Origin of the sequence: Massilia sp. DJPM01 (assembly GCF_030348125.1) — a bacterium.
GTDB classification, from domain to species: Bacteria; Pseudomonadota; Gammaproteobacteria; order Burkholderiales; family Burkholderiaceae_D; genus Telluria_A; species Telluria_A frigida.
Window position 1 is genome coordinate 1 of the sequence record NZ_JAQOZV010000047.1, and the last position, 23,288, is coordinate 23,288.

Below are 23,288 nucleotides of genomic sequence, written 5' to 3' on the forward strand. Positions count from 1 at the left end.
TTAGAGACGCGGGCTGATCGGAAGTTCCCGCGTTTTAAGAATTTTTTACGTGCTACACAATTGACTTTTATTCATCGCCGGCCTACATTGCCAGCTTGACCCTGGGCGACCGCCAAGAGGCACATCGGACACCCAATGATCGAGCAGAACAACAACGCAGGCGGCCAGGCCAGGGGCGAATCCAAGGACCGAATCAACATCCTGCTGGTGGACGACCAGCGCGCCAACCTGACCGTGCTCGAAGCGGTGCTGGCCGATCTCGACGAAGTGCTGGTGAGCGTCGCCTCGGGCGAACAAGCCCTGCGCGAACTGCTCAACCGCGACTTTGCCATGGTCCTCATGGATGTGCATATGCCGACCATGAGCGGTTTCGAGGCGGCCGCGCTGATCCGCAGCCATCCGCGCGCGCGCACGCTGCCGATCATTTTCCTGACCGCCGCCGGCGACGACCCGCGCGATGTCGAACACGCTTACGCGCTGGGCGCGGTCGATTACCTGACCAAGCCGATCAGCCCGGTCATCCTGCGCGCCAAGGTGGCGGTCTTCATCGACCTGTACCGAAAAACCGCCGAAATCGCCCTGCATGCCCAGGCCAGCCACCTCGAAGCGCTCCGCACGCGCGACGAGCGCATCCGCCTCATTCTCGACAATACCCGCGATTATGCCTTCATCGGCACCGATACTGATGGCATCGTCACCGAATGGGAAGGCGGTGCCGAAACCATCACGGGCTGGTTCGCAAACAAGGCCTGCGGCCAGTCGAGCGCCGTCATCTTTACCCCCGAAGACCGCGCCGCCGGCGTGCCGGAGCACGAGATGCGCATGGCGCGCGACAGCGGCCGCGCCGACGACAAGCGCTGGCACGTGCGGCGCGACGGCACCCGCTTTTTCGCCGATGGCGTGATGGTGCCGCTGCGCGACGACGCCGAACGCCTGCGCGGCTACGCCAAGATCTTCCGCGACGCCACCCCCGAGCGCCTCGCCGCCGAGCAGCTCGAAGCTTCCGAACAGCAGCTCGACGAATCGCGCCAGCGCTCCCAGCGCGCCGAGGAAGGCATGCGGCGCCTGGCGGCGGTGGCGGCGCAGTCGTCCGACTTCATCGGCATTGCCGGTTCGGATGCGCGCACCAGCTACGTCAATCCGGCCGGGCGCCGCCTGGCCGGACTGGCGCCCGATGCCTCGGTCGGCGAGTACGCCATCGGCGACTTTTTCGCTCCCGACTGCCGCGACTTCGTCGAGCAGGTGGTGTTGCCAGCCGTGCGCGGGCCGGCGGGGCGCTGGGAAGGCGAGCTGCGCATGCGCAACTTCGAGAGCGATGCCATCCTGCCCGTGTACTACAAGGGCTTTGCCGTGTGCGACGACGAGGGCCAGAATATCGGCCTGGCCTCGATCACGCGCGACATCACGGCCCAGAAGCAGGCTGAAAACGACTTGCGCCGGGTGGCGGCCGACTTGGCCGAGGCGGACCGGCGCAAGTCCGAGTTCCTGGCCACCCTGGCGCACGAGCTGCGCAATCCGCTGGCGCCGATCCGCACCGGCCTGGACCTGATCCGCATGGCGGCCGCGCCGCCCCAGAGCATGGCCAAGGTGCACGAGATGATGGACCGCCAGCTGGGCCATCTGATTCACCTGGTCAACGACCTGCTGGACGTGGCGCGCATTACGCGCGGCAAGATCGAGCTCAAGCGCGAAGCCAGCGACGTCGCCAGGCTGGTGGCGATGGCGGTCGAAACCAGCATGGCGGCCCTGAACGCGGGCGGCCATGCATTGACTGTGGAGGTGGCCGACGTGCCCTTGCCGCTCGACGTCGACGTCACCCGTATCGTGCAAGTGCTGAGCAACCTGCTCAACAATGCCGCCAAGTACACGCCGGCCGGCGGGCGCATCGCGCTGCGCGCCGTGCGCGAGGGCGGCGAGGCCGTCTTGTCGGTGATCGACAGCGGGGTCGGCATATCGCAGGAAGACATGGGCACCCTGTTCGACATGTTCACCCAGGTCGGGCGCAACCTCGACCGCTCGCAGGGCGGGCTGGGGATTGGCCTGTCGCTGGTGCGCCGCCTGGTGGAATTGCACGGCGGCAGCGTCAGCGCCGCCAGCGCGGGACGCGACCTGGGCAGCACCTTCACCGTGCGCCTGCCGCTGCGCAGCGGCGAGCCGGCGCCGGCTCCCGTGCCGTGCGCGGACGCCGCGCCAGCCGCATTGCGGGTGCTGGTGGTGGACGATAACGTCGACGCCGGCAACAGCCTGGCGGCCTTGCTGCAGGCGCTAGGCCACAGCACCGACATTGCCGTCGATGGCGAGCAGGGTTTGGTGCTGGCCGCGCGATGCAAGCCGCACCTGGCCTTCCTCGACATCGGCCTGCCCGGCATGAGCGGGCACCAGCTGGCGCGCGCGATCCGCGCCATGCCCGCGCTGGACGGCATGCTGCTGGTCGCGCTGACCGGCTGGGGCGCGCGCGCCGACGTCGCCATGTCGCACCAGGCCGGCTTCGACCGCCACCTGACCAAGCCGGTCGATATTGCCGCGCTCAACAGCGTGCTGGCCGCCGCCACCCAGGCCCTGGATGCATCGCCCGTGGCGACACCGCCCGTGCCTACACCGGCCGTATCAATTTGACAATTTGAATGCTTGGGTGCATGATGCCTGCGCTACAATATTATCGAAAGGATGATCAGTGAACATGCGCGAGCCTCTACTTTATCCCGAGCGTACAGCACCCGGCGCGCCGTCGTGACGCGCGTGCAGACCGTCTCGTGCGGCACCCTGGTGGTCAACCCTGGCGGCCAGTTGCTGCTGTGCCACGTCACCAATACCGCCAGCTGGGACATTCCGAAAGGCATGCAAGATCCCGGCGAAACCGCGCTCGAGGCCGCCATCCGCGAATTGCAGGAAGAAGCCGGCATCGCCTTTGCCCCGCAGCGCTTCGAGGACCTGGGAGGCTTTGCGTATCGCAACGACAAGCGCCTGCACCTGTTCCGCGTGCGCGCGGGCGACGAGCTGGCCAGCCTGGCGCATCTGGCCTGCACCAGTTTTTTTCCGCATCCGGTGAGCGGCCAGCCGACCCCGGAAACGGATGCCTTCCGCTGGGCCCACCGGCGCGACGTGGCCCGCCTGTGCTGGCCGCGCATGGGCAAGCTGCTGCTCACGCTCGACTGGTAGCAGCAGCGTTCTCAGGCTGGATCTTGGTGCGCCGCTTGGCTCGACAGCAAGGCGGCCGCGTGCCGGATTAGCGTACGCAACTGTGGCTGCGGCAAGCCTTCCGCTTGGCGCTGCGGGCATTGCAGCGGTCGCCGCCTCGATTTCCTTATCGAAGTCATTCAGCGCCGCCGGCGGGTCAAATTCCAAGCCGAAAATTTCATTTCGCAAGCGTATGTGCTCAACCATATTATGATCCGCTACGACGCCCCGATCCAGTAGATCGTGATCGGCCCGGTCAATCGGCAATCCGGCGACCTGGAAGATATCGTTCACCCATTGCCCGGGGTCGGCAATATATAAGGCGCGCCGCTGATCGTCCAGTAAGTTGAAGAGTCCGACAAAAATGGTACGCGCCAGCAGCGGTTCAGCCATCATTTTCGGGTCAGCAAGCGCACCACGCACCGCAAGGTCCGACGTCATTCCGTTGTCGATATACTACCGGATCAGGGTGGCCAAGCCCCGGAAGGCTGCAGCGCCGGCGGCGGCGGCATGCGCATGCGGTGCGGCATCGAGTGGCGCGGCGGGTGCCCCGGGATTGATCATGCCCGGTATGTGCTCCAGCATGAGGGCGGTGGTCGCTTGCGGGCCTGCCAGCATGGCCGCATCGCGCGGCGTGACCAGCGTGTTCGCATCCTCGTCATCGTGCGTGATCTGATCCAGGCTGAATTGTCCGCCTCCGGCGCGCCCTAAAAGTGCCGTCGTCATGGTTGCCATGGCGGTCATGACCTGGAACAGCACTTGTCGCCCGGCCTGACTTTCCGCGACAGGCGGCCTGGTCACGAATTCCAGCTCGCTGCGTCCTTGCTCAGCTTCATCGGCCTCCACGCGAAAGCCATCGTTGTTGGTATGACGGACCACATCCTTCTTGGCAAATGGCGCCGGCGCGACGATGTCGCCGTTATCGTCGAAAGCACCTGTAGGTTGAAAATCGACAAACCATCCGGTTTCAAACTCGAAGCCGACCATTCTTTGCACCACGGCGGATTGCTCCTGGATTCTTTTTTGCTGGACAGGCTGCACCCGCGCGGCGGCAGCGCCAGGTGCGCCGGCATGCTGGGCGGACGTGGCGGGCGCGCTGCTCCCGAATGTCGCCGCTTTGGCCCCCATCCGATCCGCTTCCTGGTTGGATGCCCGGTGCCGCGGAAAGTTCAGCGAACCGCTCGCGCCGCGCTATTTGCCGGCGTCGGAACGGCGCCAATTCTTGGCAGCAATCGCCCACAAGATCAGGCAATAGGACAAGAGCCGCAGCAGGAAATGGAAAGGCGCATCTTCGCTCATTCCGGGCGTGAGGCTGGCGTAGATCCGATGGCCGCCGTCGGCCAGGAAGGAGAGTGCGAAATACAGGAAAAAACGGTCGCCCGAGCTGCGCCAGAAGCGCAGGAAAAACAGGCCGATCACGAGCGAACCCATGGCGCCGGCCCCGGCCAGCATCAAGTCCATCGCCTACTCCGTCTCGTAGATCAGGCCGTACAGCAGCAGGGATACCGAGAGCAGCGCCGTGACCAGCCGCAGCGTGAGCAAATCGACGCGCGGGAACACCAGCTTGTCGAGGACCAGGATCAGGTTGTTGAGCGTCATGCCGCAAAAGCACAGACCGCTCCAGAACAGCAGGCGATGGCCGGTGCGCGTGTAGCTGGCCAGCAATAGCCAGGCGCAGGCGAGGGCGGTGAACATGCAAAGAACGTAGATTGCCGCAGCCATTACGATTCCTTTCGCCATGTGAACGCGTCGGCAAACTGCTGCGCCTTGCGCTCGAGTTTCGCGTGAATCAGATGGGTGACGTCGACCAGGCGGCGCCCGTACAAGTCGGCCAGCGCGTCGATCACCTGGCCCAGCGCCGCCGTGGCGGGCTGGTAGCGGAACACCGGCTCGCTGCCGGCGTGGCGCAGGGTGACGGTCATGCCGGCGCGCGACAGGTCCGCGAGCACGGTGGCGGCCAGCTTGTCGCCGATATACAGCCGCTCGGCCACCGCCTGCGTGCTCCAGTCCTGCTGCGCGCCGCCGCGCAATAGCAGCAGCGCCTCCAGGTGAGGCACGGAGGCAATGCTGGTCAGTACGAACCGGCGCAGCTCTTCGGGAATCGGTTGGGGCACCATGATGTGAAAGAATCCATTGCGCCAAGCTGAGCCAACGCGGTCCAAAATCCGTATTCTAGACGATTTTGCTTATCAAGTATGCATCATTTGTGTCGCGGTCAGGATGGCCACCGCGATCAGCAGCACGCCCATGATGCGCGCCAGCAGAGTGGCGGCGCCGGGATGGCGTTCCAGCCAGCCGCCGGCACCGCCGCCGAGCAGGGCGAGGGCGCCGTACACGCCCGCCTGGGTCAGCGCGGTGATCGTGCCCAGCAGCGCCGACTGGACCCACAGCGGCTGTGGGCCGGGCTGCAGGAACTGGGGAAAGATGGCCAGCATGAACAGATAGGCTTTCGGATTGAGCAGGCTGGTGCCGAGCGCGCGGCGAAAGGTGGCGCCGCTGGAGCAGGCCGCGCCCGGCATGCGCGCGCTCCCCGCCGCGCTGGCGCGCAGGAAGCTCCAGCCGATCCACGCCGTGTACAGCGCGCCCGCGCCCAGCATCGCCTTGAACAGGGGCGGCCACAGTGCCAGCACCGCGGCCGCCCCCAGCGCACCCATGGCCAGGTGGCAGAAACCGCCGCTGACGATGCCGGCCACGGCGGCCAGTCCGGCGCGCCGCCCGCCCAGCATGGCGCTGCCCATGACGAACGCCATGTCGAGGCCGGGCAGGGCGACGATGCCGAATACCACCAGGAAGTACAGCCACAGGTTGGTGCCGCCGCTCATGCCGCCGCCATGATGGAGGATCGGGCTGGCGCGGTCACGCTGGCGGCGCTGACCCAGCGCAGGCGCGAGCGGCGGCCAGGGTCGAGCACCAGCAGTTCGGGCGGCGCCGCCAGCAAGCCGGCCGCGCCCAGTTCGGCGGCGGCGGCGTCGAAGGCCGGGCGCAAGGCGGCCAGCGCCGCGTCGCCGCTCAGGATGCCAAGCCAGACGAGGGCGCCGTCCGCAGCGCACTCGCCGGGCGTGGCCAGGATGCCCGCTTCGATCACGCCGCAGCCATGGTAGGCGGCGAAACAGCGTTCGGCGGCGCGTTCGCAGGCCGCCATCCGGCCCGGCGCCACAGGGAGAATCTGTGCGATGACGATGCCCTGCGCTTCGCCGGCCATGGGCAGGGGCGCGATGCCGGCGCCCGCTTTGAGCGGCCTGAGCACCAGCACATCGGTGCGGTTGGCCATGCCGCCCGTGTGCGCCAGGTCGTCGAACGCGCGCACGATCCTGGCGCGTGCCGCCGGCGTGCGAAAGCCGCGCAGCCAGGCGAAGCCGTCCGGCCGGTCGCGTTCGCAAAAATGGCCGAACGCCATGCCGCCCAGGTGCTGGAAGCGATGCGCCAGGGTATCGTCGAAACGGTGCACGATGGCGGCGCGTGCGCCCGGCGCCATCGTATAGCGGCGCAATTCGATCACGGGGAAATGCTCGTGCGGTGTCGGGCTTGTCATGTTGTGCTCTCTTTCTTGTTGATGAAACATCGACAAGCGACAGCCTAAATGCAAAACAGGACAGAATTCGCCCTATTAGTCTGATATCGTTGCGGCATGTACCATCCAACCACCCGCGTGCTGGCAGTGCTCGAACTGCTGCAAACCCATGGCCGCCTGAGCGGCGCCGAGATGTCGGCGCGGCTGGCCGTCGACACGCGCACCTTGCGCCGCTACATCGTCACCCTGGAAGAGATGGGCATTCCCATCACCACCGAGCGCGGGCGCCACGGCGGCTATGCGCTGCTGGCCGGCTTCAAGCTGCCGCCGATGATGTTTACCAACGATGAAGCGCTGGCACTGGCGATCGGCTTGCTGGCCGCGCGCAGCCTGGGCTTTGCCGAGGCCGCGCCGGCCGTTGCCAGCGCCCAGGCCAAGCTCGAACGCATCATGCCTGCCAACCTCAAGCGGCGGGTGCGCGCCATCGATGAAACCGTCCGCCTCGACATGCTGCGCAGCGTGGCCCCGACCGACAACGATGCCCTGGTCACGCTCAGTTCGGCCGCGCTGGCGCAGCAGCGTGTGCACCTGCGCTACCGCGCGCCGGACGGCAGCGAAACCGAGCGCGGCTTCGACGCCTACGGACTGGCGTTTCGCGGCGGCTGCTGGTACGTGATCGGCATGTGCCACCTGCGCGCGGAAATGCGCTCGTTCCGGCTCGACCGCATCGTGCGGGCCGAGCCGCGTCCGGTATCGTTTGCGCGCCCGGCCGGTTTCGACGCGCTCGGTTACCTGACCGAGTCGATGGCCGCGATGCCGCGCGCGCATCCGGTCGAGGTGCTGCTGCACACCGACCTGAAAACGGCCAGCACGCATTTTTTCGGCGCCCTCGGCGTGTTCGAGCAGGTCGACGCAGGCGTGCTCCTGCGCTGCAGCACCGACCATGTCGACTGGTTCGCCGGCCACCTGGCGGGGCTGCCGTTCGAGTTCGAGGTGCGCGCGCCGGACCTGCTGCGCGACAGCCTGGCCAGATTAGGTGAACGACTGCTTCGCATGGCGGGCGCGCTCCGCTAGAATGCGTCGCTCATCATTTCAATTTGGAAAATATGATTCAGAAAACACTGGCCGGCCTCGTCCTGGGATGGACGATGCTGGCAGCCGGCAGCGCGTTTGCCGGCGGTTGCCCCGCCCACTATGTCGACGGGCGCCTGCCCGAAATCCGCAATGCCAAACTGGCGAAAGCGACCACCGAACTGTGCTACGGCGTGTTCGGCGTCATGCATTCGGGGATCACGCGCACGCCGCTGTGGTCGGCCGAGCGCCTGCGTCCGGAAAACCTGGCGCTGGCCAGAAAACTGTCGCGCGACGATTCGTTTCACGCCGAGGAACGCTTGTCGCCGGCACAGCGGGCGGAGCTGTCCGACTACGCCCGCAGCGGCTTCGACCGCGGCCACATGGCGCCCAACGGCAACATGCCGGACCGCCGCACCCAGCACGAAAGTTTCACGCTGGCGAACATGGTGCCGCAGGATGCCGACAATAACCGTCACCTGTGGGCCGGGCTGGAGGGGCGCGTGCGCGACATGGTCAAGAAGGATGGCACTTTGTATGTGATCACCGGGCCGGCCTTCATCGGCGGGCGCTTGCAAAAGGTGGGCAACGTGCTGGTGCCGAGCCATTTGTACAAGGCAGTGTATAGTCCGAGCCAGAAGGCGGGCGCTGCCTGGCTGGTGGAAAATCGTTCGGCGGACGAGCTCGACGTGATGACGATTGCGGAGCTGGAAGACAAGATCGGCATCAACCTCATGCCATCGCTGAGCGCCAGGCAGAAGTCGCTGATGCTCGACCTGCCGCAGCCGAAACACAAGAAATCGCGGCGCTGGCCGTTCTGACATTCAAGGAGATGCAATGAGCAGCAAGAAACAGGGTTTTGTACCGTACGCCAACGAGGCCGATGTGATTTCGGTCGGCAAGCTGATGATCGAAAACCGGCTCGACCGGATCACGGTCAGCGGCGATGTGGACCTGACCGCCGATGACGTTGGCCTGGCGCATGCGCGCCGGCTGCACGAGGTGCTGGGCGAGATCGTCGCCAAGCTCGAAGCGATGACCTTGCCCGCCAAGCTGCCGCCGGCGGCGGTGGGCGAGGTGGACAACCCGTTCAACTGAGCGCATGACGGTTGCGCTGATCGTCACCCGGCCGGATAGCGAGAAATGGCAGTGGTTCACGGTCCCGGTCGCCGTGGAAGAGGTGTATCAGCGCTCCTGGATGCCAGGAGCGGCGGCGACCGCGGCGGTCTGGTTGCCGCTGTTCCAGACCGGCTGCCCGCTCGAGGGCAAGGACTTTCCCGCGCTGACAATGGAATTGCTGACCTTGCGCGGGTGGGTGTTGGCGCAGCCGTTCGATGATGGCCGGCAGCAGGCGCTCACCGGCAGGATCGATGCGCTGATCGACGCCCTGGGCGAACTGCTGGCCGACACGGGCGGCGAGGTCGAGGTATGTATTGGCTAGGCGCTTATCGCGCTGTCTGCCCTGACGGCTGGCCCGGGACAATCCCGTTGGAAGGAGTCAACATCTTATGCATCCCCACTTTCGCTTCCGCTTCTCGGAAGACCATTTGATCACCTCATTCCTGCGTTACAGGAAGCAGCTGTGGTGGCGCCGGCCATTCATCGGACTGAAATGGTTTCTGGGAGCGGCGCTGGCTGTGCTCTTGGCGCTTGCCGTGTTCATCGGCTCGGTGCTGCTTGCGGGAATAGTAGGTGGCATCGTCGGGGCCCTGCTACTCGGTTGGCCTATCGACGCCTGGCTTATTCGCAGAAGATTCAGAAAATCGCCATTTCACAATGATGACATTGCGTTCGTCATGTCAGAAAGCGGGTCGCACATTGTTGGCCGAGATAGCGAGGTGCGAATCGGGTGGGCAAGTTTTACACGTGCGCGACGGTTCGCGGATGGCTTGTTGCTCTTTCAAGGGCCTGGTTTCTTCAATTGGCTACCCGACTCAGCCGCTGTCGGCGAGGAAGCGGTAGGGAATGCACAAGAACTGGCGCGTTTGCACATTCAGGACTACCGCGAAGTCTAGGCTGGCCGTGCGCGCCACATTCGCTTGAGCTACGCAAACGACATCCTTCAGGGCGCCGGCAGCCTTGCGGAAATGACGGTGGCGGTGCTGGCGTCCCGCTTTCGGATGACGCACGGTGGTGCGCGGCGCGCGCAGCCGGAAGCGCATCGTGCAGATGGGCGCGCCAGCCACCTGTGCTGCGTCGCTAGCGCTGCAGAACGTAGCTCCCCGGCGCCGGGCCGAGTCCGGCCTCCACAGTGCGCGGCGGCACGCGCGGCTGGGTCGACACCGTGTCGAGCCACTGGGTCCACGCGGGCCACCAGGAGCCCTCGTGTTCGCTGGCGTGCTCCACCCAGCGCTCGGGATCGATGTAGCAGTCGCCACGGCGGCGGCGCGCCGTGTAGTAATGACGGCCGCGGTGCCCCGGCAGATACTGGTGGACCGACACCGACCACACCAGGTCGTTCGAACGCAGCAGGCGGAATGCCCCCGCCATTTGCCGGTTGTCGAGGTAACCCTGCTGCCACATCAAGTCTTCCAGAAAGGCCACCTGGCTGTCGTCGATGAACAGCATGAGCTCGCCAGCTTCGCTGAAGTCGGCCTGCGCGGCAAGCAGGGTCATCGAATTGATCAGCGCCTCGCCCTCGCAGCCGAGCGAGGCCACCGCGATCGACAGCAGCGTGCCGCCGAGGCAATAGCCGGCCGTATTGACGCGCTGGCCGGGCGCGACTCCGCGAATGTGTCCGAGCGCGGCCATGACGCCATCGCGCAGGTAGTCGTCCATGCCGAGCTCGCGGTCGTCGGCGTCCGGATTGCGCCACGAGATCATGAAGACGGTGTGTCCTTGCCCGACCAGGTAGCGCACCAGCGAATTGCCCGGCGACAGGTCGAGAATGTAATACTTCATGATCCAGGCCGGCACGATCAGCATGGGCTCGGCGTGCACGCTGGCGCAGCCCGCCGCCGGCGCGTACTGGATCAGTTCGATCAAATGATTGCGGAACGCCTCGGCGCCCTCCGGTGGCGCGCCCGTCAGGCTGCGCCAGACATCGTCGGCCAGGTTGACCGCGCCGCGCACGACATTGGCGCCGGCTTCGCGCACGGCCGCGTCGCTCACCTCGGGATTGGTGGCCACGACGTTGAGCGGCGAGGCCAGGTCGAGCAGCTGGCGCGCGCTAAAGGCGACCACGTCCTGGTGGTGGCGGCTGACGCCATCGATGCCAGTGGTGGCGTTGTGCCACCACTGCTGGTTGAGCAGAAAAGCCTGCTGCACCAGGTTGTAGGGCCAGCGCTGCCATGCCGGATCGCGAAAACGCCGGTCCTGCGCCAGCGGCTCGATGCAGGGCGGCGCCGCTTGGCCCAGCGTGCTGCGGCGCGCGTAATCGAGCCAGCGCAGCTCCTTGGTCCAGGCTTTTTGCAGCAGGCGCTGCCACTTGGCGGGCGATTGCAGCAGCTTGAGCAGCCAGTCGGCATGCGCCAGCGCCAGACTGGCGGGCGAGATGCCTTGCGTGGCGTGCGCCTGCATCGCGTGCAGGAAGCGGTCGAGCGGGCTGGGCGGTTCGATGTCGGGCGCTTGCGATGCCTGTGGCGCGGCGGCGCGCCCGCTTAATTCGGTCAGGGTCGTGCATGGCACTGCCATGGCGGTTTCCTCCTTGGCCCGGATGCGGGCGACACTCCAGCTTCGACTACGCGACCAATCAAAACTTGAGGGAGGTCAATGGTGTGCGGGGTCGGCGCACTTTGCGGTACTCTCGTGCGCTCCGCAGCGTTTTTCGAGGAGCGACATTCATGGCAAGCGACTGTCCCGACGCACCCGGCGCGCCCGACGGCGACACCTTGAGCGTGGCACTGCACCGCGAGGAAGTACGGGTGGGAACGCGCGTCGTCGATACCGGGCGCGGCGTGCGGCTCCACAAAACCGTCAGCGAACACCCCCATCACGTCGACGAAACCCTGCTGTACGACGAGCTCGACGTCAGGCATGTGATCGTCGACAGGATCGTGCCCCTGTCCCAGGCCCCGTCCGCGCGCCAGGAAGGCGACACGCTGATCGTGCCGGTGGTCGAGGAAGTGCTGGTGACCGAACGGCGCCTGCGCATCAAGGAAGAAGTGCACATCACGCGCATCCAGCGCTCCCGCACCCAGTCCGGGACCGTCATGCTGCGCGCGGAAGACGTGCTCGTCGAACGGTTCGACGAAGGCCCTCACAAGGAAGCGAGTTCAACAACACGGAGGTAGTCATCATGGAACACACACTGGTAGCGGTATTCGGTCATCGCGGCGACGCCCAGCAGGCGCTCGACGACCTGGTGGGCGCGGGTTTTTCCCGCCAACACGTGCGCTTGAGCGATGGCGGCCCGGGCCGGGCGGCCGGTGCCGGCGAGGAGCAATCGTTCGGTTCGGGCATCAAGCACTTTTTCACCGAGCTGTTCGGCGGTGACCGCAGCGAGCCTGCGCGCATGTATTCCGAGGCGATCGCGCGCGGGCATTACGTATTGACCGTGACGGCGCCGAACGAGCCCGAGGTGGAGCGCGCCGCCGACATCGTCGAGCGCCATGGGCCGGTCGACATCGACGAGCATGCCAGGCAGTGGCAGGGCGCCATGCAGGGCGGCGACGCCATGCGCGGACAAGCGCTGTCGCAGCAGTCCGCGTCCGGCTCGTCCCAGGGCGGCGGCGCCGGCAGCGCCCAGGGAGCGGCCATGGCCGGCTCGCGGCAGCGCGCGGCCGATAGCACGGCCATTCCCGTGATCCAGGAAGAACTCAAGGTCGGCAAGCGCGAGGTGCAGCGCGGCGGGGTGCGAATCTACCAGCGCATCGTGGAAACGCCGGTGAGCGAAAGCATCGGCCTGCGCGAGGAGCACATCAACGTGGAGCGGCGCGCGGTGGATAAAATGGTCGACCCGGCCGACATTGCCGCCTTCCAGGAAAACACGATCGAACTGCGCGAAACGGCGGAAGAAGCCGTGGTCGAGAAGACGGCGCGCATGGTGGAAGAAGTCATCATCGGCAAGCAGGTGACGCAGCGCCAGGAGCAGATCAACGATACCGTGCGCCACACCGAGGTGGACATCGAACAGATCGCACCCGACGACGACGCCTATTTCCGGGGCCACTGGAGCAGCAATTTCGCGCGCGGAGGCGGCAGCTACGACGACTACGCGCCGGCCTACCGCTATGGCAGCAGCATGGCGGGCAGCGAGCTGTATCGCGGACGTCCGTGGGAAGAAATCGAGCCCGGGCTGCGCACCAATTGGGAGGCGCGCAATCCCGGCTCGACCTGGGAGAAGATGAAGGCGGCGATCAGGCATGGCTGGGAGCGCATGACTTCCTGAGCGCGCCGCGCTGCACTTGGCACCCGTCCTTGCGGGATGGGTGCCAAGTGCACGCTTGACTGACGGTCTTACTCGGCGAACACCGCGCTGGCCGGGGTGATTTTCACCGCCTCGGGCTTGATGTTGAGCTTCATGCTGCCGATCACCTTGTCTTCGTCGAGCAAGCTTTGCGGCTTGTTGCCGTCGTACTTGATCGTCGACACCGCGTCGGTCACCAGTTTTTCCTTGAGGCCAGCGGCATCCTTGGTGATGAACACGAGCGACAGGTTCTTGGTCGACAGGTGCTTCTTGATCGCGGCGTTGAGGTCGGCCAGGGTCAGCTTGCTCAAGCCGTCGCGCATCATCTTGGTGAAATCAGGCGTGCCGTACCATTGGGAATCGAGCGCGTAACCGAGGTACTGGTCTTGCGTGGCCGTCATCACGAACACGTTTTTCATCAGGTAGCCGCGCGTGATCTCGAACTGTTCCTGGGTCAAGCCCTGCTGGATTACCTTGTCGAGCTCGGTCAAGGCGATGCGCAGCGCGAGGTGGGCGTTTTCCGGTGCGACCGGACGAATCCAGACCTCGAACAGCTGGCCCTTGCGGCCGACGTTCGGGTTCGGGAAGAACTGGAACATGCCGCGCGGGAAAGCTTCGATGTAGGTGTAGTCGCCATAGTTCATGCCGCGCAGCTCGCGGATGCGCTGGTACAGATAGGCATTCGAGGCGCGGTGTTCGCCCAGGAAGGTCTTGGCCAGCCACAGCGCCGGGAAATCCGGATGGCTGCGGCGCACCTCGATCGGCAGGCCGAACGAGAGGGCGGTGGCGCGCGTGTTCTTTTCGATGATCTCCACTTCCAGGCCGTTCGGCATGCGGGCGAGCGGTGCGCTGGTGGCCGGCAAGCCCGCGCCGGCCGGCAGCTTGGCCAGTGCCTGCTTGAGCGCGGACGTCATCTCGTCCGACACGTCGCCCGATATGCCGACCCGGACCGCGCCCTGGGTGTAGGCTTTCTTGTAGAAGTCCTTCACGTCGTCGAGCGTGATCGCGTCGATGCCCTTGGCCGTGCCGAGCACGGGATGGGCATACGGCGTACCGGCGAAGACGTTGGTCTGCAAGCGTTCCTTGCCGAGTTCTTCTTCGTTATTGTCTTTCAGGTCGACCAGCAGGGCGTTCTTGAGCGAATCCTTGAGGCGGCGGAAATCTTCCTCGCGAAAGCCCGGGGCGACCAGCTGCGGCATGGCCACGGCCAGGTACTGCTTCCAGTTATCCTTGTGGATCGAGCCGGTGAAGGTGGTCATTTCCTTGTCGGTCTGCTCGGTGAACGAGCCGGCCAGCGGGAACAGGGCCTTGCTCACTTCGTCGATCTTGCGCTCGCTCGAACCGGCCGAGGCCACCATCATCGCGGTCAGCGCCGCCAGGCCTTCCTTGCCTTTCGGATCGTGCGCCGAACCGGCGGCGAACAGCAGCTTGAAGCGGATTTGCGGCAGTGCCGATTTTTGCACCAGCACATCAACTTTGGCTTCGGCGGCGGGCGCCGCCAGGCTCGCCAGCGAGGGCAGGGTAGCCATCGATTCCGGCAGGGCCTGGTTGGACAGGGTGGTGACGATCATGCCGTCATCGACCAGGTAGGTGCGGGCGGCGGCCAGCAGGTCGGCCGGGGTCAGGCTGTCGGTGAGGCGGTAGAACTGGTTCAGCGTGCCGTAGGAACGGTTGTAGTGCACGTAGGAGGCCAGGGTGCCGGCGATCTGCTCGGTGTTATCGAGCGAGCGGATCAGGCCGTATTTTTGTGCCGACTTGGCGTCCGCCAGGGCTTGCTCGGTGACCGGCACGTTGCGCAGTTGCGCCACCGTTTGCAGGATCTGGTCGCGCACGTACACGGCATCCTCGGGCTTTTTCACGCGCGCGATGATGGTCGCGAGGTTGGGATCGATCCGGCCCGGCGTGTAGTCGCTGAACTGGTCGACTTTCTGTTCATCCTGCATCAGGCGTTTGTAGAGCGGCGAGGTGCGGCCGAACGAGAGCGACAGCAGCATCGACAGCGCGGCATGGTCTTTGGCGGTGGCCGAAAACGCCGGCGCGCGGAAACCGACCGTCACCAGCGGTGGCGTCTGGGTCGGCCATGGCACGTGCTTGTAGAGCGCGCCGCGTGCTGCCGGCTCCATCGGCACCTCGCTCTTGTAGCTGCCTTTTTTCCATGTGCTCCAGTATTTTTCGACCAGGGCGATGGCTTTTTGCGGATCGACGTCGCCGGCGATGATCACCGTGGTGCGTTCCGGGCGGTACCAGCGGTCGAAAAACACTTTCGAGTAGGCATACTGGTTCGGCATGTCCTCGATGTCCTTGATGAAGCCCATCGTGGTGTGCTTGTAGGTATGGGTGCTGTAGGCCGTGTCGCGCTGCACCTCGAACATTTTCGAGGTCGGATTGGCGCTGTTCTTGTTGTATTCGCCCAGCACGGCGCGCGACTCGGTCTTGAACGCATCTTCGCCGTAAGACAGGTTCTGGAAGCGGTCGGCCTCGACTTTGAGGACGGTTTCGAGGTCATCCTTGGCGAAGGTCGTGTAGTAGTTGGTCAGGTCGTCGCTGGTGTAGGCATTCTGGCGCGCGCCGGCCTTGGTGATGACGTCCTGGTATTTTTCAGGCGGATAGGCCTTGGTGCCCCGGAACATCATGTGTTCGAAAAAGTGCGCGAAACCCGATTTGCCCGGCTCGATCTCGTTGCGCGAACCGGTCTGCACCGGGATCTGTACCGACACCAGGTTGGGAAAGCCGGTCGGGACGACAATGATTTTCAAGCCATTGGCGAGGGTTTTTTCGGTGGCCTTGAATGGCAGCACGTCGGCTTTGGCGCCGGCGCTGGCGGGCGCCGCCGGGCCGGCCGCCAGCGCGTTCATGGCGAACGCGGGCAGGGCCAGCAGGGTAATCGGGATGAGTTTCGACACGTTGTCTCCTGGGGCTAAAAATGGTAGCCGCAGGATAAAAGAATCGGGCAAGAAAGGACAGTAAAAATTTGTGCATACGTGGAGCGCCCACGACATCCCGAAAAATAGGCGTTTCAGGCGTTCCGCCAGTCCGCGTCGGCCGGCATGTTCGCTCTTCGGCGTGTCGGCTGTGCAGCCGAACATCGTCGCCGGCTTGATGTGGTCCCGGTCCAGCGGCAGCAGACGACGATGCGGCGCACTGTAGAATGCTTGCCGGATACTCAATAGTTCATCGGACACGATGCCTTTACTTCACCCTGGCGGACACACGCTGTTTGCCCACACGACTCTTTCATGACCCCATCCTGGCAACATTTATCCCGTATTTCAGCATGGTCTTTCGTGCTGCTCGTATCCATCCAGTCGGCGTACGCAGCTTGCACTGCAAGCAAGCGCACGCGGCCGACGAATGTTGTGGTCGACGAGGTACAAGCGCTTTTCGAGGAAAAGGACTATAAAAAACTGGACGCCTTGTACGCCAGATATCTGGAAGAAAAGTCGATGACTGCCGACAGCATTTCCTCGCTGCAGGCGTTTTTCGAAGGCATTGAGCAGTCTTTCGATACCTGCGGTTCCACGCCCGTGACGGAGGACACCGCACGGAGCCAGGAGGCCTCCTTGCGCGCCTGGCGCAAGGCGTCGCCCAGGTCGCAAGCGCCCAAGCTGGCGTTGGCGTTCTTCACCGCCAAATATGCCTGGTTTGCGCGCGGAACAGGTTACGCGCCGACAGTCAGCCCGGCGGAGTGAAAATTATTCAAGCTCCGGATGGCATCGGCCAAGGCGCAGCTCGCTGCCCTCGCTCCGGCCAACAAGACCAATCCGGCCTGGTATGCCGCCATGCTGAACGTTGGCTTGGCACAGGGAGAGACGGCGCAAAAGTTCGATGCCCTGTATGAGAAGGGGGTCGCGCTCGCCCCCTACTATATGGATCTGCACTATGAGGCGGCGCGCTACCACTCCGAACGGTGGCATGGATCCAAGGAGGAGTTCAACGACGTCGTTGAGCGCGCGGTCGAACTGACCAAGGAACGACTCGGACAAACCATGTACACGCGCATGCACTGGACGCACTCGCAAGCGGGGGACATGTTCACGTCCGGCGACGTCAGCTGGGCCAGGATGAAGACCGGCTTCGAGGATATCCTGGCCACGTTCGATGAAAAGCGCACACGAAACTATCTCGGCACGTTTGCTTGCATCGCCAGCGATGCGAGCTACCTCAAGAAGCAGCTCGACGTGCTGGGCGCCGGCGTCGAGCCTGCGTTCTGGGGAAGCAAGCGCAATTACGCCTATTGCATGGCGCTGGCCAAACACAGCGACACCGGCACGCTGCCGCGCTGCTTCGAGTTTAAAGACTCCGGCGACGTGGAGTGCGATTGAACCTGGTCCGCCGCGACATCACGGCTTAGCGCAGCCATCCGCGTCGTCAGGCAGCGCCAAGGGCGTGGTCGGTCCGCGGGCCTGGCCGCGCAGCCATGCCAATGCCGAGTCGACGTGCGGCCCGTGCAGATGGCCCGCACTTCGAACCAGATGATAGGTATGCCCGGGCATGCTCGGGCCGAACGGCTGCGCCAGGCGCCCGGCCGCGATGTCGGCGGCCACCAGCGCAAGGCTCAGCAGTGCGATCCCCTGGCCGGCCAATGCCGCCTGGATCGCATGGTCTTCGTCCGAGAAAAGAAGCTGGCCGTGGCGTGTCTTCCACGGCAGGCCGGCTGCCGCGAACCAGTTCTTCCACGTAGGGTTGAGCGGATGGTCGCGGGTCCACCTGAAATCGATCAAGGGGACCTGGTCGAGATCCGCCTGTGTCAATGGCCCGAGCCGGGGGCTGCACGCCGGTGCGAAGCTGTCGGCGAACAGCGGCTCCGCTACCATGCCTGGATACGGCCCTCGCCCGTAGCGAATCGCGATGTCGGCGACGCCGGACTCCAGGTCGATTGCCTGATCGGATGCGTACAGCTCCAGATCGATGTCCGGGTACGAGGTTCGGAAGTCCGCCACCCGGGGCGCCAGCCAGCGCGCCATGAATGCATTGGTCGCCGAGATGATGACCCGGCGGCGTGCCTGTCCGACTGCCAGGCGCTGCAGCACTGTCTCGAAAGCATTGAAGCCGTCGCGCAGCACCGGATACAGCTCCTGCCCGGCGTCGGTCAGGGCGACCTTGCGCACCTGTCGCTCGAACAGCGTCAGGCCGGTGTATTGCTCCAGAGCGCGAATCTGATGGCTGATCGCGGTCGGCGTGACGGCGAGTTCATTGGCAGCGTTCTTGAAGCTGCCATGGCGGGCTGCCGCTTCAAACGCGCGCAGTGCCGAGAGTGGGGGAAGTCGCCGCATCGTGCCTACAGGTGAAAATAATTCACCTTATGCCTGACGAATCACCGTTTGTCAACATGACGGGCTACGCCTATCGTCTCCCTGCGGCGCCGAGAGCGCCGGACACCCATCGATCACCGTGACACAAGGAGAACATCATGCTCGAACGAATCATCACCCAGCCAGACAATTACGAACCCTTCCTGCTTTCGCAAGCGATCAAATTCGGCAACCTGCTGTTCGTCTCCGGCCAGGCGGGCGCCGGCGACGATGGCAAGATTGTCGCCGGCGGATTCCGGGCCCAGGGCGAGCAGGCGTTCGCCAACCTCAGGCGCGCGCTCGAAGCCGGCGGCTCGGGTCTTGACGCCGTCATCAAGGTCACCATTTTCCTGACCGACATGGGCAACTTCAAGGAGGTTGTGGAACTGCGCCGTCAGTTCTTTGCGGCACCCTACCCGGCCGATACGATTGCCGAAATCAAAGCCCTGTACGATCCCGCGGCCATGATCGAAATCGAGGCTATCGCCGCTGTCCGTCCGCACGTCGGGAGTTGATGTGAGTACCCCTGAAACACCTCCGAGCTTGCCGCGATAAGTCGGGTTTCGGCCGGTGTTGGGACCCGCGGGATCATGTACCCATCCGTAGCTGGCCACTCTTCAAAGCCAGAGCGGTTTTGCTTACACTGTTTCAATCCGATCCGTTGACTTTGGGAATCATAGGGACTGAACAGTCACCTGCAGAAATATCCGATCGCCGGGTTTGAATTTGATTGTGCTATATTGACATTTATCTTGAATAATTCCATTAATGGGCTTTCCATGACTACTCAGTGCGACTCAGCTTCGACTCGTTTGTCATTGTTGGCCCCATTCCTTCGTCGGCAATGTAGCGTGCCAGGCATATCGTTTTATCAACTATTGTCCAGTCATGGTATTGCTTTAGGCTTTGAAAAGCTTCTGTTTCTATTCTTCCTAGCCGCTGTTGCGGGATGTGCGCCGGATCTCTCTTCTTTTTATGAAGTCAAGGGCCATCCATTAATGGGAGGAATGTACGACGGTACGTTGTATCGAGGAAGTGGGATTGCCCATAGCGGCGTTTTGCGTTTTAGGGATGGACGGGTACACGCAGGCGACTTCGACCATGATCAATTGCGGAAGGGACGTATGAGTTATCCGGATGGGCGAGTAATTACTGGCAGCTTCGGGAATGGATTGGCGTATGGGACGATGGAGTACCCGAATGGCGACATCGTTATCGGTAAGTTTAACGGTACGCGTTTGACTGGTGAAGGAATGGAATGGAAGGTGAATGGTAGTGGGTTCTACGGAGAATTTAACAATGGGGCAAAAACAGGTGTGGGTTACTGCTTTAACGGTGGGCAGACGAAGGTATGCAGTCGCGAGGGTGATAAGGACACTACCAAGGAAACCCTGAATGAACGTGCTGCGAAGCGCGTTTCGCGGATGATGAAGGAAGACGCAAAGGCTGAACAGAACCAGCTTGAAGACGAATTCAAAGACAAGCTAACAAAAAAGCAGACCGAAATGTCCGAGTTGCTAAAACGCAGGATGCGGTTTGATGGGCCGACGAGAGAAAATGACTTCAACTGCTTTTGCACAATTCGTCAAGTATGCCTTTTGGTCGTAGACAAGAATGAAGTTGTTGACCGAGATAAAGAACGCCTACAGGATGAGCGGCGCAAGCTGCAATGTCGGGACAAGTACGCTGATTGGCTCCAGATCGAAAAATTAGGTGACTTAGCCGAAAGGCTAGCAGTCCTGGATAAAAAAATAGCTGATGTGCAGAAAGGCCTTGATGCCGAAAAGGCTGCGAAGGCGCGTCGACTGAAGGAACTGGAGGCAGAATGGGCGCGCCGTGCAGCTGATCAGTTGGCAATGTCGCGCCTTCGTGAAAAAGAGGCGGGGAAAATCGAAGCCTTGTGGAAGAAAGAGATACAAGATGAAGTGGCCCGCTGCAGCAAAGCACCGTTGCGTCCGACAGATTGTAGGTGTAGGTCCGTTTTGAAGATCGTGGAGAAGCCTGTGCGCGGAGCAGTGTGCGACGCATAAATACTGTTACAAGGCGTGGTCGGAACGTGGCGCGCTTGTATAGTTTAGACTGTGCCAGGGCATCTGCAAAATTCGAAATAGTTCTTCGATTATGGGGAAATGTTACCGCACCAAGTTACCGATGCTCGTCTCCATGCTATACCAGCCTAGCCCTGGAGAAAATACATGGTCGAACAACATCTGTAAGCGCTCATAGCTTCGGACTCAATGGCCCAGTGCGGAGTTGCGCAGCGAATCGATGTACGACTGCAACGTCGCGAATGTCATCCTGACTTTCCGAGAATGCCATTAAGCTGTCCCGTTCGGTTGCGGAAAGTATCGAGCGGTGCGCCATCCGTCACGCCACTTTCGAGGTGCGTAAGCTACTCATGTTGACCCGGCGCCGGTAATCCGCGCGATTGTTTCAGTTAACGTGGTGCGTTTGACGCCAAAGGTTCGGCAAGCGGAGGCCTTGGACGTGCCGCCGCTCAGCGCGGCAAGGATGGACTGCACCTGATCGGCGACCACCACAGCATGCTGCGGCGCTACACCCCGGAATTGCTGGACGTGCTCAGGCTGAACGCGGCGCCGGCGGCGCAGGCAGTTCTGGGCGCCATCGACATCTTGCGCAGAATGAATGTAACGGGATCGCGCAAGGTGCCGGACGACGCCCCGATCGCATTCGTCAAAGCACGTTGGAAGCCGCTGGTCATCACCCGCGAGGGCATCGATCGCCGCTTCTACGAGATCTGCGTTTTGTCGGAGCTGAAGAACGCGCTACGTTCCGTCGACATCTGGGTGCATGGCTCGTGCCAGTTCCGGGATTTTGAGGAATATTTGCTGCCAGCAGCCAAGTTCAGGTATCTCAGACTGGCACGCGCGCTGCCGATTGCCATCAACCCGGACCTCGACCAGTACCTGCCCGAACGCGTGCTTTTACTAAACCAGCAACTGGCCACGGTCAATCGACTTGCGCTGGCCAACGAGCTGCCCGACGCGATCATCACCGATACCGGTCTGAAAATCACGCCCCAAGACACGGTGGTACCCGAGTCGGCCCAGGTGCTGATCGACCAAGCCGGCAATCTGCTGCCGCGTATTAAGTTCACCGAACTGCTGATGGATGTGGATGAATGGACCGGGCTCACCCGCCACTTCGTGCACCTCAAAAGCGCTGCGCGGGCTCAGAACAAGACTTTGCTACGGTCGGCGATCTTGGCTGACGCGATCAACCTCGGTCTGACGAAGATGGCGGAGTCGAGCCCCGGCGCGAGCCATTCCAGGCTGTCGTGGCTGCAAGCCTGGCATATTCGGGATGAAACCTATTCGGCCGCTCTGGCCGATCTGGTCAACGCCTAGCTGGGCCATGCATTCGCCGGGAACTGGGGCGACGGCGGCACCTCGTCGTCGGATGGGCAGCGCTTCCGCGCCGGCGGCCGCGCCGAGAGCACGTGCCACGTCAATCCGAAGTACGGCACCGAACCGGAAAAGATGATCTACACGCACATTGCCGACAACTATGCCCCGTTCAGTACCAAGATGGTCAACGTCGGCGTGTGGGACTCGACCTATGTGCTCGACTGCTTGCTTTACCACGAGTCGGACCTGCGCATCGAGGAGCACTACACAGACACCGCCGGATTCACGGACCATGTTTTCGCGCTGATGCACATGCTAGGGTTTCGCTTCGCGCCGCGCATCCGAGATCTGGGCGACACCAAGCTGTACATTCCTGGAGCAGTTGGCGAATATCCTGGGCTGAAGGCCATGATCGGCGGCACCCTGAACATCAAGCATGTGCGCACCCATTGGGACGACATTTTGCGCCTTGCCTCGTCAATCAAGCATGGCGCCGTGACGGCGTCGCTCATGCTGCGCAAGCTCGGCAGCTATCCGCGCCAGAACGGCTTGGCGATCGCGCTGCGCGAGCTGGGGCGCATCGAACGGACGCTGTTCATCTTGGCCTGGCTGCAAAGCGTTGAACTGCGCCAACGCGTGCATGCGGGTTTGAACAAGGGCGAAGCGCGTAACGCCTTGGCGAGGGCGGTCTTCATCCACCGGCTCGGCGAGATCCGGGACCGGAGCTTCGAGCAGCAGCGCTACCGAGCCAGCGGACTGAACCTAGTGACGGCCGCTATCGTGCTGTGGAATACCGTGTAGCTTGAACGGGCCACGCAAGCATTGCGCGCAGCGGGCAAGCTGCCCGACGACAGCATGCTGCGATACCTCTCGCCGTTGGGCTGGGAGCACATTAACCTGACCGGTGACTATGTATGGCGGCAGAGCCGAAACCATGAAGCGGGAGGATTCCGGCCGCGTCGGACAGGCGGAAATCATGAGCGTACTATTTTTTCCGAATTCTGTAGGCGCCCCTACTTCGACAGCAGCCTTTTTGAACGCTACCCTCGAAGCGGCAGACCACGTTGCAGGAGCGGACCCTCCGAGCGTTGGCGCAACGTCAAGTAATGGACACATTGCACCACCAGCCATGAGATAAAGTGCCGCCGATGCTTCGTGCTTATCTCGAGCAAGGCCTTGCTCGTCCTGTGGGGCTGCCCGGATGTTGAACAAATGTGGAAGGTCGCGCCGTACAGTGTCGCGTGCAAAGCTTCCGATGCATCGCCATAGATCATCGGCATGGTCATAAAGCGACCTGTGCTCCACATTTGCGCTTCTGCTGCACCTGCTCGGTTCGGCGGCGCTGCTCGATGAGGCGGTTTAGATGGACCGCGCCGGCGGTGGCAGCGCCAACGTACACTGCCCGCTTTGCCGGGTGCGGTGTTGCATCGAGGGCCGGGGCAGGGCGTCCGAGCGATGCGGCGTTGCCGTGACGCAGGCCGTACGTACGGCGCCAGGTGCGGCCGGTCTGCCTATCGCGGGGC

The 23,288-nt window shown here is 63.4% G+C and carries 22 protein-coding genes and 1 pseudogene; 14 read left to right on the forward strand and 9 right to left on the reverse strand.

Annotated features, from left to right (window positions below; translation table 11 throughout):
* Positions 1-135 precede the first annotated feature (135 nt).
* Together PO883_RS24910 and PO883_RS24915 are read left to right on the forward strand one after the other, a co-directional pair.
* On the forward strand, positions 136-2,616 hold the full coding sequence (locus PO883_RS24910; protein WP_289312146.1) for a response regulator: 2,481 nt from the start codon (positions 136-138) through the stop codon (positions 2,614-2,616).
* 114 nt (positions 2,617-2,730) lie between these two features.
* Positions 2,731-3,159: an NUDIX domain-containing protein gene (locus tag PO883_RS24915; protein WP_289312147.1), complete on the forward strand. Its 429-nt coding sequence runs from the start codon at positions 2,731-2,733 to the stop codon at positions 3,157-3,159.
* A gap of 474 nt (positions 3,160-3,633) precedes the next feature.
* Here the strand turns inward: PO883_RS24915 and PO883_RS24920 are convergent, their stop codons facing one another.
* The 6 genes from PO883_RS24920 to PO883_RS24945 form a co-directional block, all read right to left on the reverse strand.
* The gene (locus tag PO883_RS24920) at positions 3,634-4,164 is read right to left on the reverse strand and encodes a hypothetical protein (RefSeq protein WP_289312148.1); all 531 of its coding nucleotides are present in this window, start codon (positions 4,162-4,164) and stop codon (positions 3,634-3,636) included.
* A 204-nt stretch (positions 4,165-4,368) separates the two neighbouring features.
* Positions 4,369-4,638 (reverse strand): DUF5985 family protein, encoded by a 270-nt coding sequence (locus PO883_RS24925; protein ID WP_289312149.1) that lies wholly within the window; start codon positions 4,636-4,638, stop codon positions 4,369-4,371.
* Between the two features lie 3 nt (positions 4,639-4,641).
* Positions 4,642-4,899, reverse strand: coding sequence for a DUF5985 family protein (locus PO883_RS24930; protein ID WP_289312150.1), 258 nt, complete (start codon positions 4,897-4,899; stop codon positions 4,642-4,644).
* Complete coding sequence (locus tag PO883_RS24935; protein ID WP_289312151.1) at positions 4,899-5,294, reverse strand: hypothetical protein; 396 nt, start codon at positions 5,292-5,294, stop codon at positions 4,899-4,901. Before PO883_RS24935 ends, PO883_RS24930 begins: the two co-directional genes overlap by 1 nt.
* 72 nt (positions 5,295-5,366) lie before the next feature.
* Positions 5,367-5,999 carry a LysE family translocator gene (locus PO883_RS24940; protein ID WP_289312152.1) on the reverse strand — a complete coding sequence of 211 codons (633 nt, stop codon included), beginning with the start codon at positions 5,997-5,999 and terminating at the stop codon, positions 5,367-5,369.
* Entirely contained in the window at positions 5,996-6,709 is a 714-nt protein-coding gene (locus PO883_RS24945; protein ID WP_289312153.1) for a hypothetical protein, read from the reverse strand. Before PO883_RS24945 ends, PO883_RS24940 begins: the two co-directional genes overlap by 4 nt.
* Positions 6,710-6,805: 96 nt before the next feature.
* Between PO883_RS24945 and PO883_RS24950 the strand changes: the two genes are divergently transcribed.
* From PO883_RS24950 to PO883_RS24970, 5 genes are all read left to right on the forward strand, one after another.
* Entirely contained in the window at positions 6,806-7,762 is a 957-nt protein-coding gene (locus PO883_RS24950) for a YafY family protein (RefSeq protein ID WP_289312154.1), read from the forward strand.
* A gap of 32 nt (positions 7,763-7,794) precedes the next feature.
* Positions 7,795-8,580, forward strand: a complete 786-nt coding sequence (locus PO883_RS24955) for a DNA/RNA non-specific endonuclease (protein WP_289312155.1) — start codon at positions 7,795-7,797, stop codon at positions 8,578-8,580.
* Between the two features lie 16 nt (positions 8,581-8,596).
* A complete protein-coding gene (locus tag PO883_RS24960) occupies positions 8,597-8,857 on the forward strand; it encodes a hypothetical protein (protein ID WP_289312156.1) in 261 nt (86 codons plus the stop codon).
* Between the two features lie 4 nt (positions 8,858-8,861).
* The gene (locus PO883_RS24965; RefSeq protein ID WP_289312157.1) at positions 8,862-9,200 is read left to right on the forward strand and encodes a hypothetical protein; all 339 of its coding nucleotides are present in this window, start codon (positions 8,862-8,864) and stop codon (positions 9,198-9,200) included.
* A 67-nt stretch (positions 9,201-9,267) separates the two neighbouring features.
* On the forward strand, positions 9,268-9,774 hold the full coding sequence (locus PO883_RS24970; RefSeq protein WP_289312158.1) for a hypothetical protein: 507 nt from the start codon (positions 9,268-9,270) through the stop codon (positions 9,772-9,774).
* A 184-nt stretch (positions 9,775-9,958) separates the two neighbouring features.
* Here the strand turns inward: PO883_RS24970 and PO883_RS24975 are convergent, their stop codons facing one another.
* A complete protein-coding gene (locus PO883_RS24975; protein ID WP_289312159.1) occupies positions 9,959-11,392 on the reverse strand; it encodes an alpha/beta hydrolase in 1,434 nt (477 codons plus the stop codon).
* Between the two features lie 149 nt (positions 11,393-11,541).
* Here PO883_RS24975 and PO883_RS24980 point away from each other — a divergent pair, with 149 nt between their 5' ends.
* Both PO883_RS24980 and PO883_RS24985 read left to right on the forward strand, forming a co-directional pair.
* On the forward strand, positions 11,542-11,991 hold the full coding sequence (locus PO883_RS24980; protein WP_289312160.1) for a YsnF/AvaK domain-containing protein: 450 nt from the start codon (positions 11,542-11,544) through the stop codon (positions 11,989-11,991).
* 5 nt (positions 11,992-11,996) lie between these two features.
* Positions 11,997-13,088: a YsnF/AvaK domain-containing protein gene (locus PO883_RS24985; protein ID WP_289312161.1), complete on the forward strand. Its 1,092-nt coding sequence runs from the start codon at positions 11,997-11,999 to the stop codon at positions 13,086-13,088.
* 68 nt (positions 13,089-13,156) lie between these two features.
* Here PO883_RS24985 and PO883_RS24990 read toward each other — a convergent pair whose 3' ends face one another.
* Positions 13,157-16,009 (reverse strand): pitrilysin family protein, encoded by a 2,853-nt coding sequence (locus PO883_RS24990; protein ID WP_289312162.1) that lies wholly within the window; start codon positions 16,007-16,009, stop codon positions 13,157-13,159.
* A 333-nt stretch (positions 16,010-16,342) separates the two neighbouring features.
* On the opposite strand from PO883_RS24990, the gene PO883_RS24995 reads away from it, so the two are divergent.
* Positions 16,343-16,795 carry a DUF4034 domain-containing protein gene (locus PO883_RS24995; RefSeq protein ID WP_289312163.1) on the forward strand — a complete coding sequence of 151 codons (453 nt, stop codon included), beginning with the start codon at positions 16,343-16,345 and terminating at the stop codon, positions 16,793-16,795.
* 18 nt (positions 16,796-16,813) lie between these two features.
* Positions 16,814-17,428: a hypothetical protein gene (locus tag PO883_RS25000; RefSeq protein ID WP_289312164.1), complete on the forward strand. Its 615-nt coding sequence runs from the start codon at positions 16,814-16,816 to the stop codon at positions 17,426-17,428.
* An 18-nt stretch (positions 17,429-17,446) separates the two neighbouring features.
* Here PO883_RS25000 and PO883_RS25005 read toward each other — a convergent pair whose 3' ends face one another.
* Entirely contained in the window at positions 17,447-18,379 is a 933-nt protein-coding gene (locus PO883_RS25005; protein WP_289312165.1) for a LysR substrate-binding domain-containing protein, read from the reverse strand.
* A 137-nt stretch (positions 18,380-18,516) separates the two neighbouring features.
* Here PO883_RS25005 and PO883_RS25010 point away from each other — a divergent pair, with 137 nt between their 5' ends.
* The 3 genes and pseudogenes from PO883_RS25010 to PO883_RS25020 all read left to right on the forward strand — a co-directional run.
* Positions 18,517-18,912, forward strand: a complete 396-nt coding sequence (locus PO883_RS25010; protein ID WP_289312166.1) for a RidA family protein — start codon at positions 18,517-18,519, stop codon at positions 18,910-18,912.
* A gap of 237 nt (positions 18,913-19,149) precedes the next feature.
* The gene (locus PO883_RS25015; RefSeq protein WP_289312167.1) at positions 19,150-20,427 is read left to right on the forward strand and encodes a hypothetical protein; all 1,278 of its coding nucleotides are present in this window, start codon (positions 19,150-19,152) and stop codon (positions 20,425-20,427) included.
* 480 nt (positions 20,428-20,907) lie between these two features.
* Positions 20,908-22,872, forward strand: a pseudogene (locus PO883_RS25020) (Tn3 family transposase); the annotation flags it as partial.
* Between the last annotated feature and the right edge of the window lie 416 nt (positions 22,873-23,288).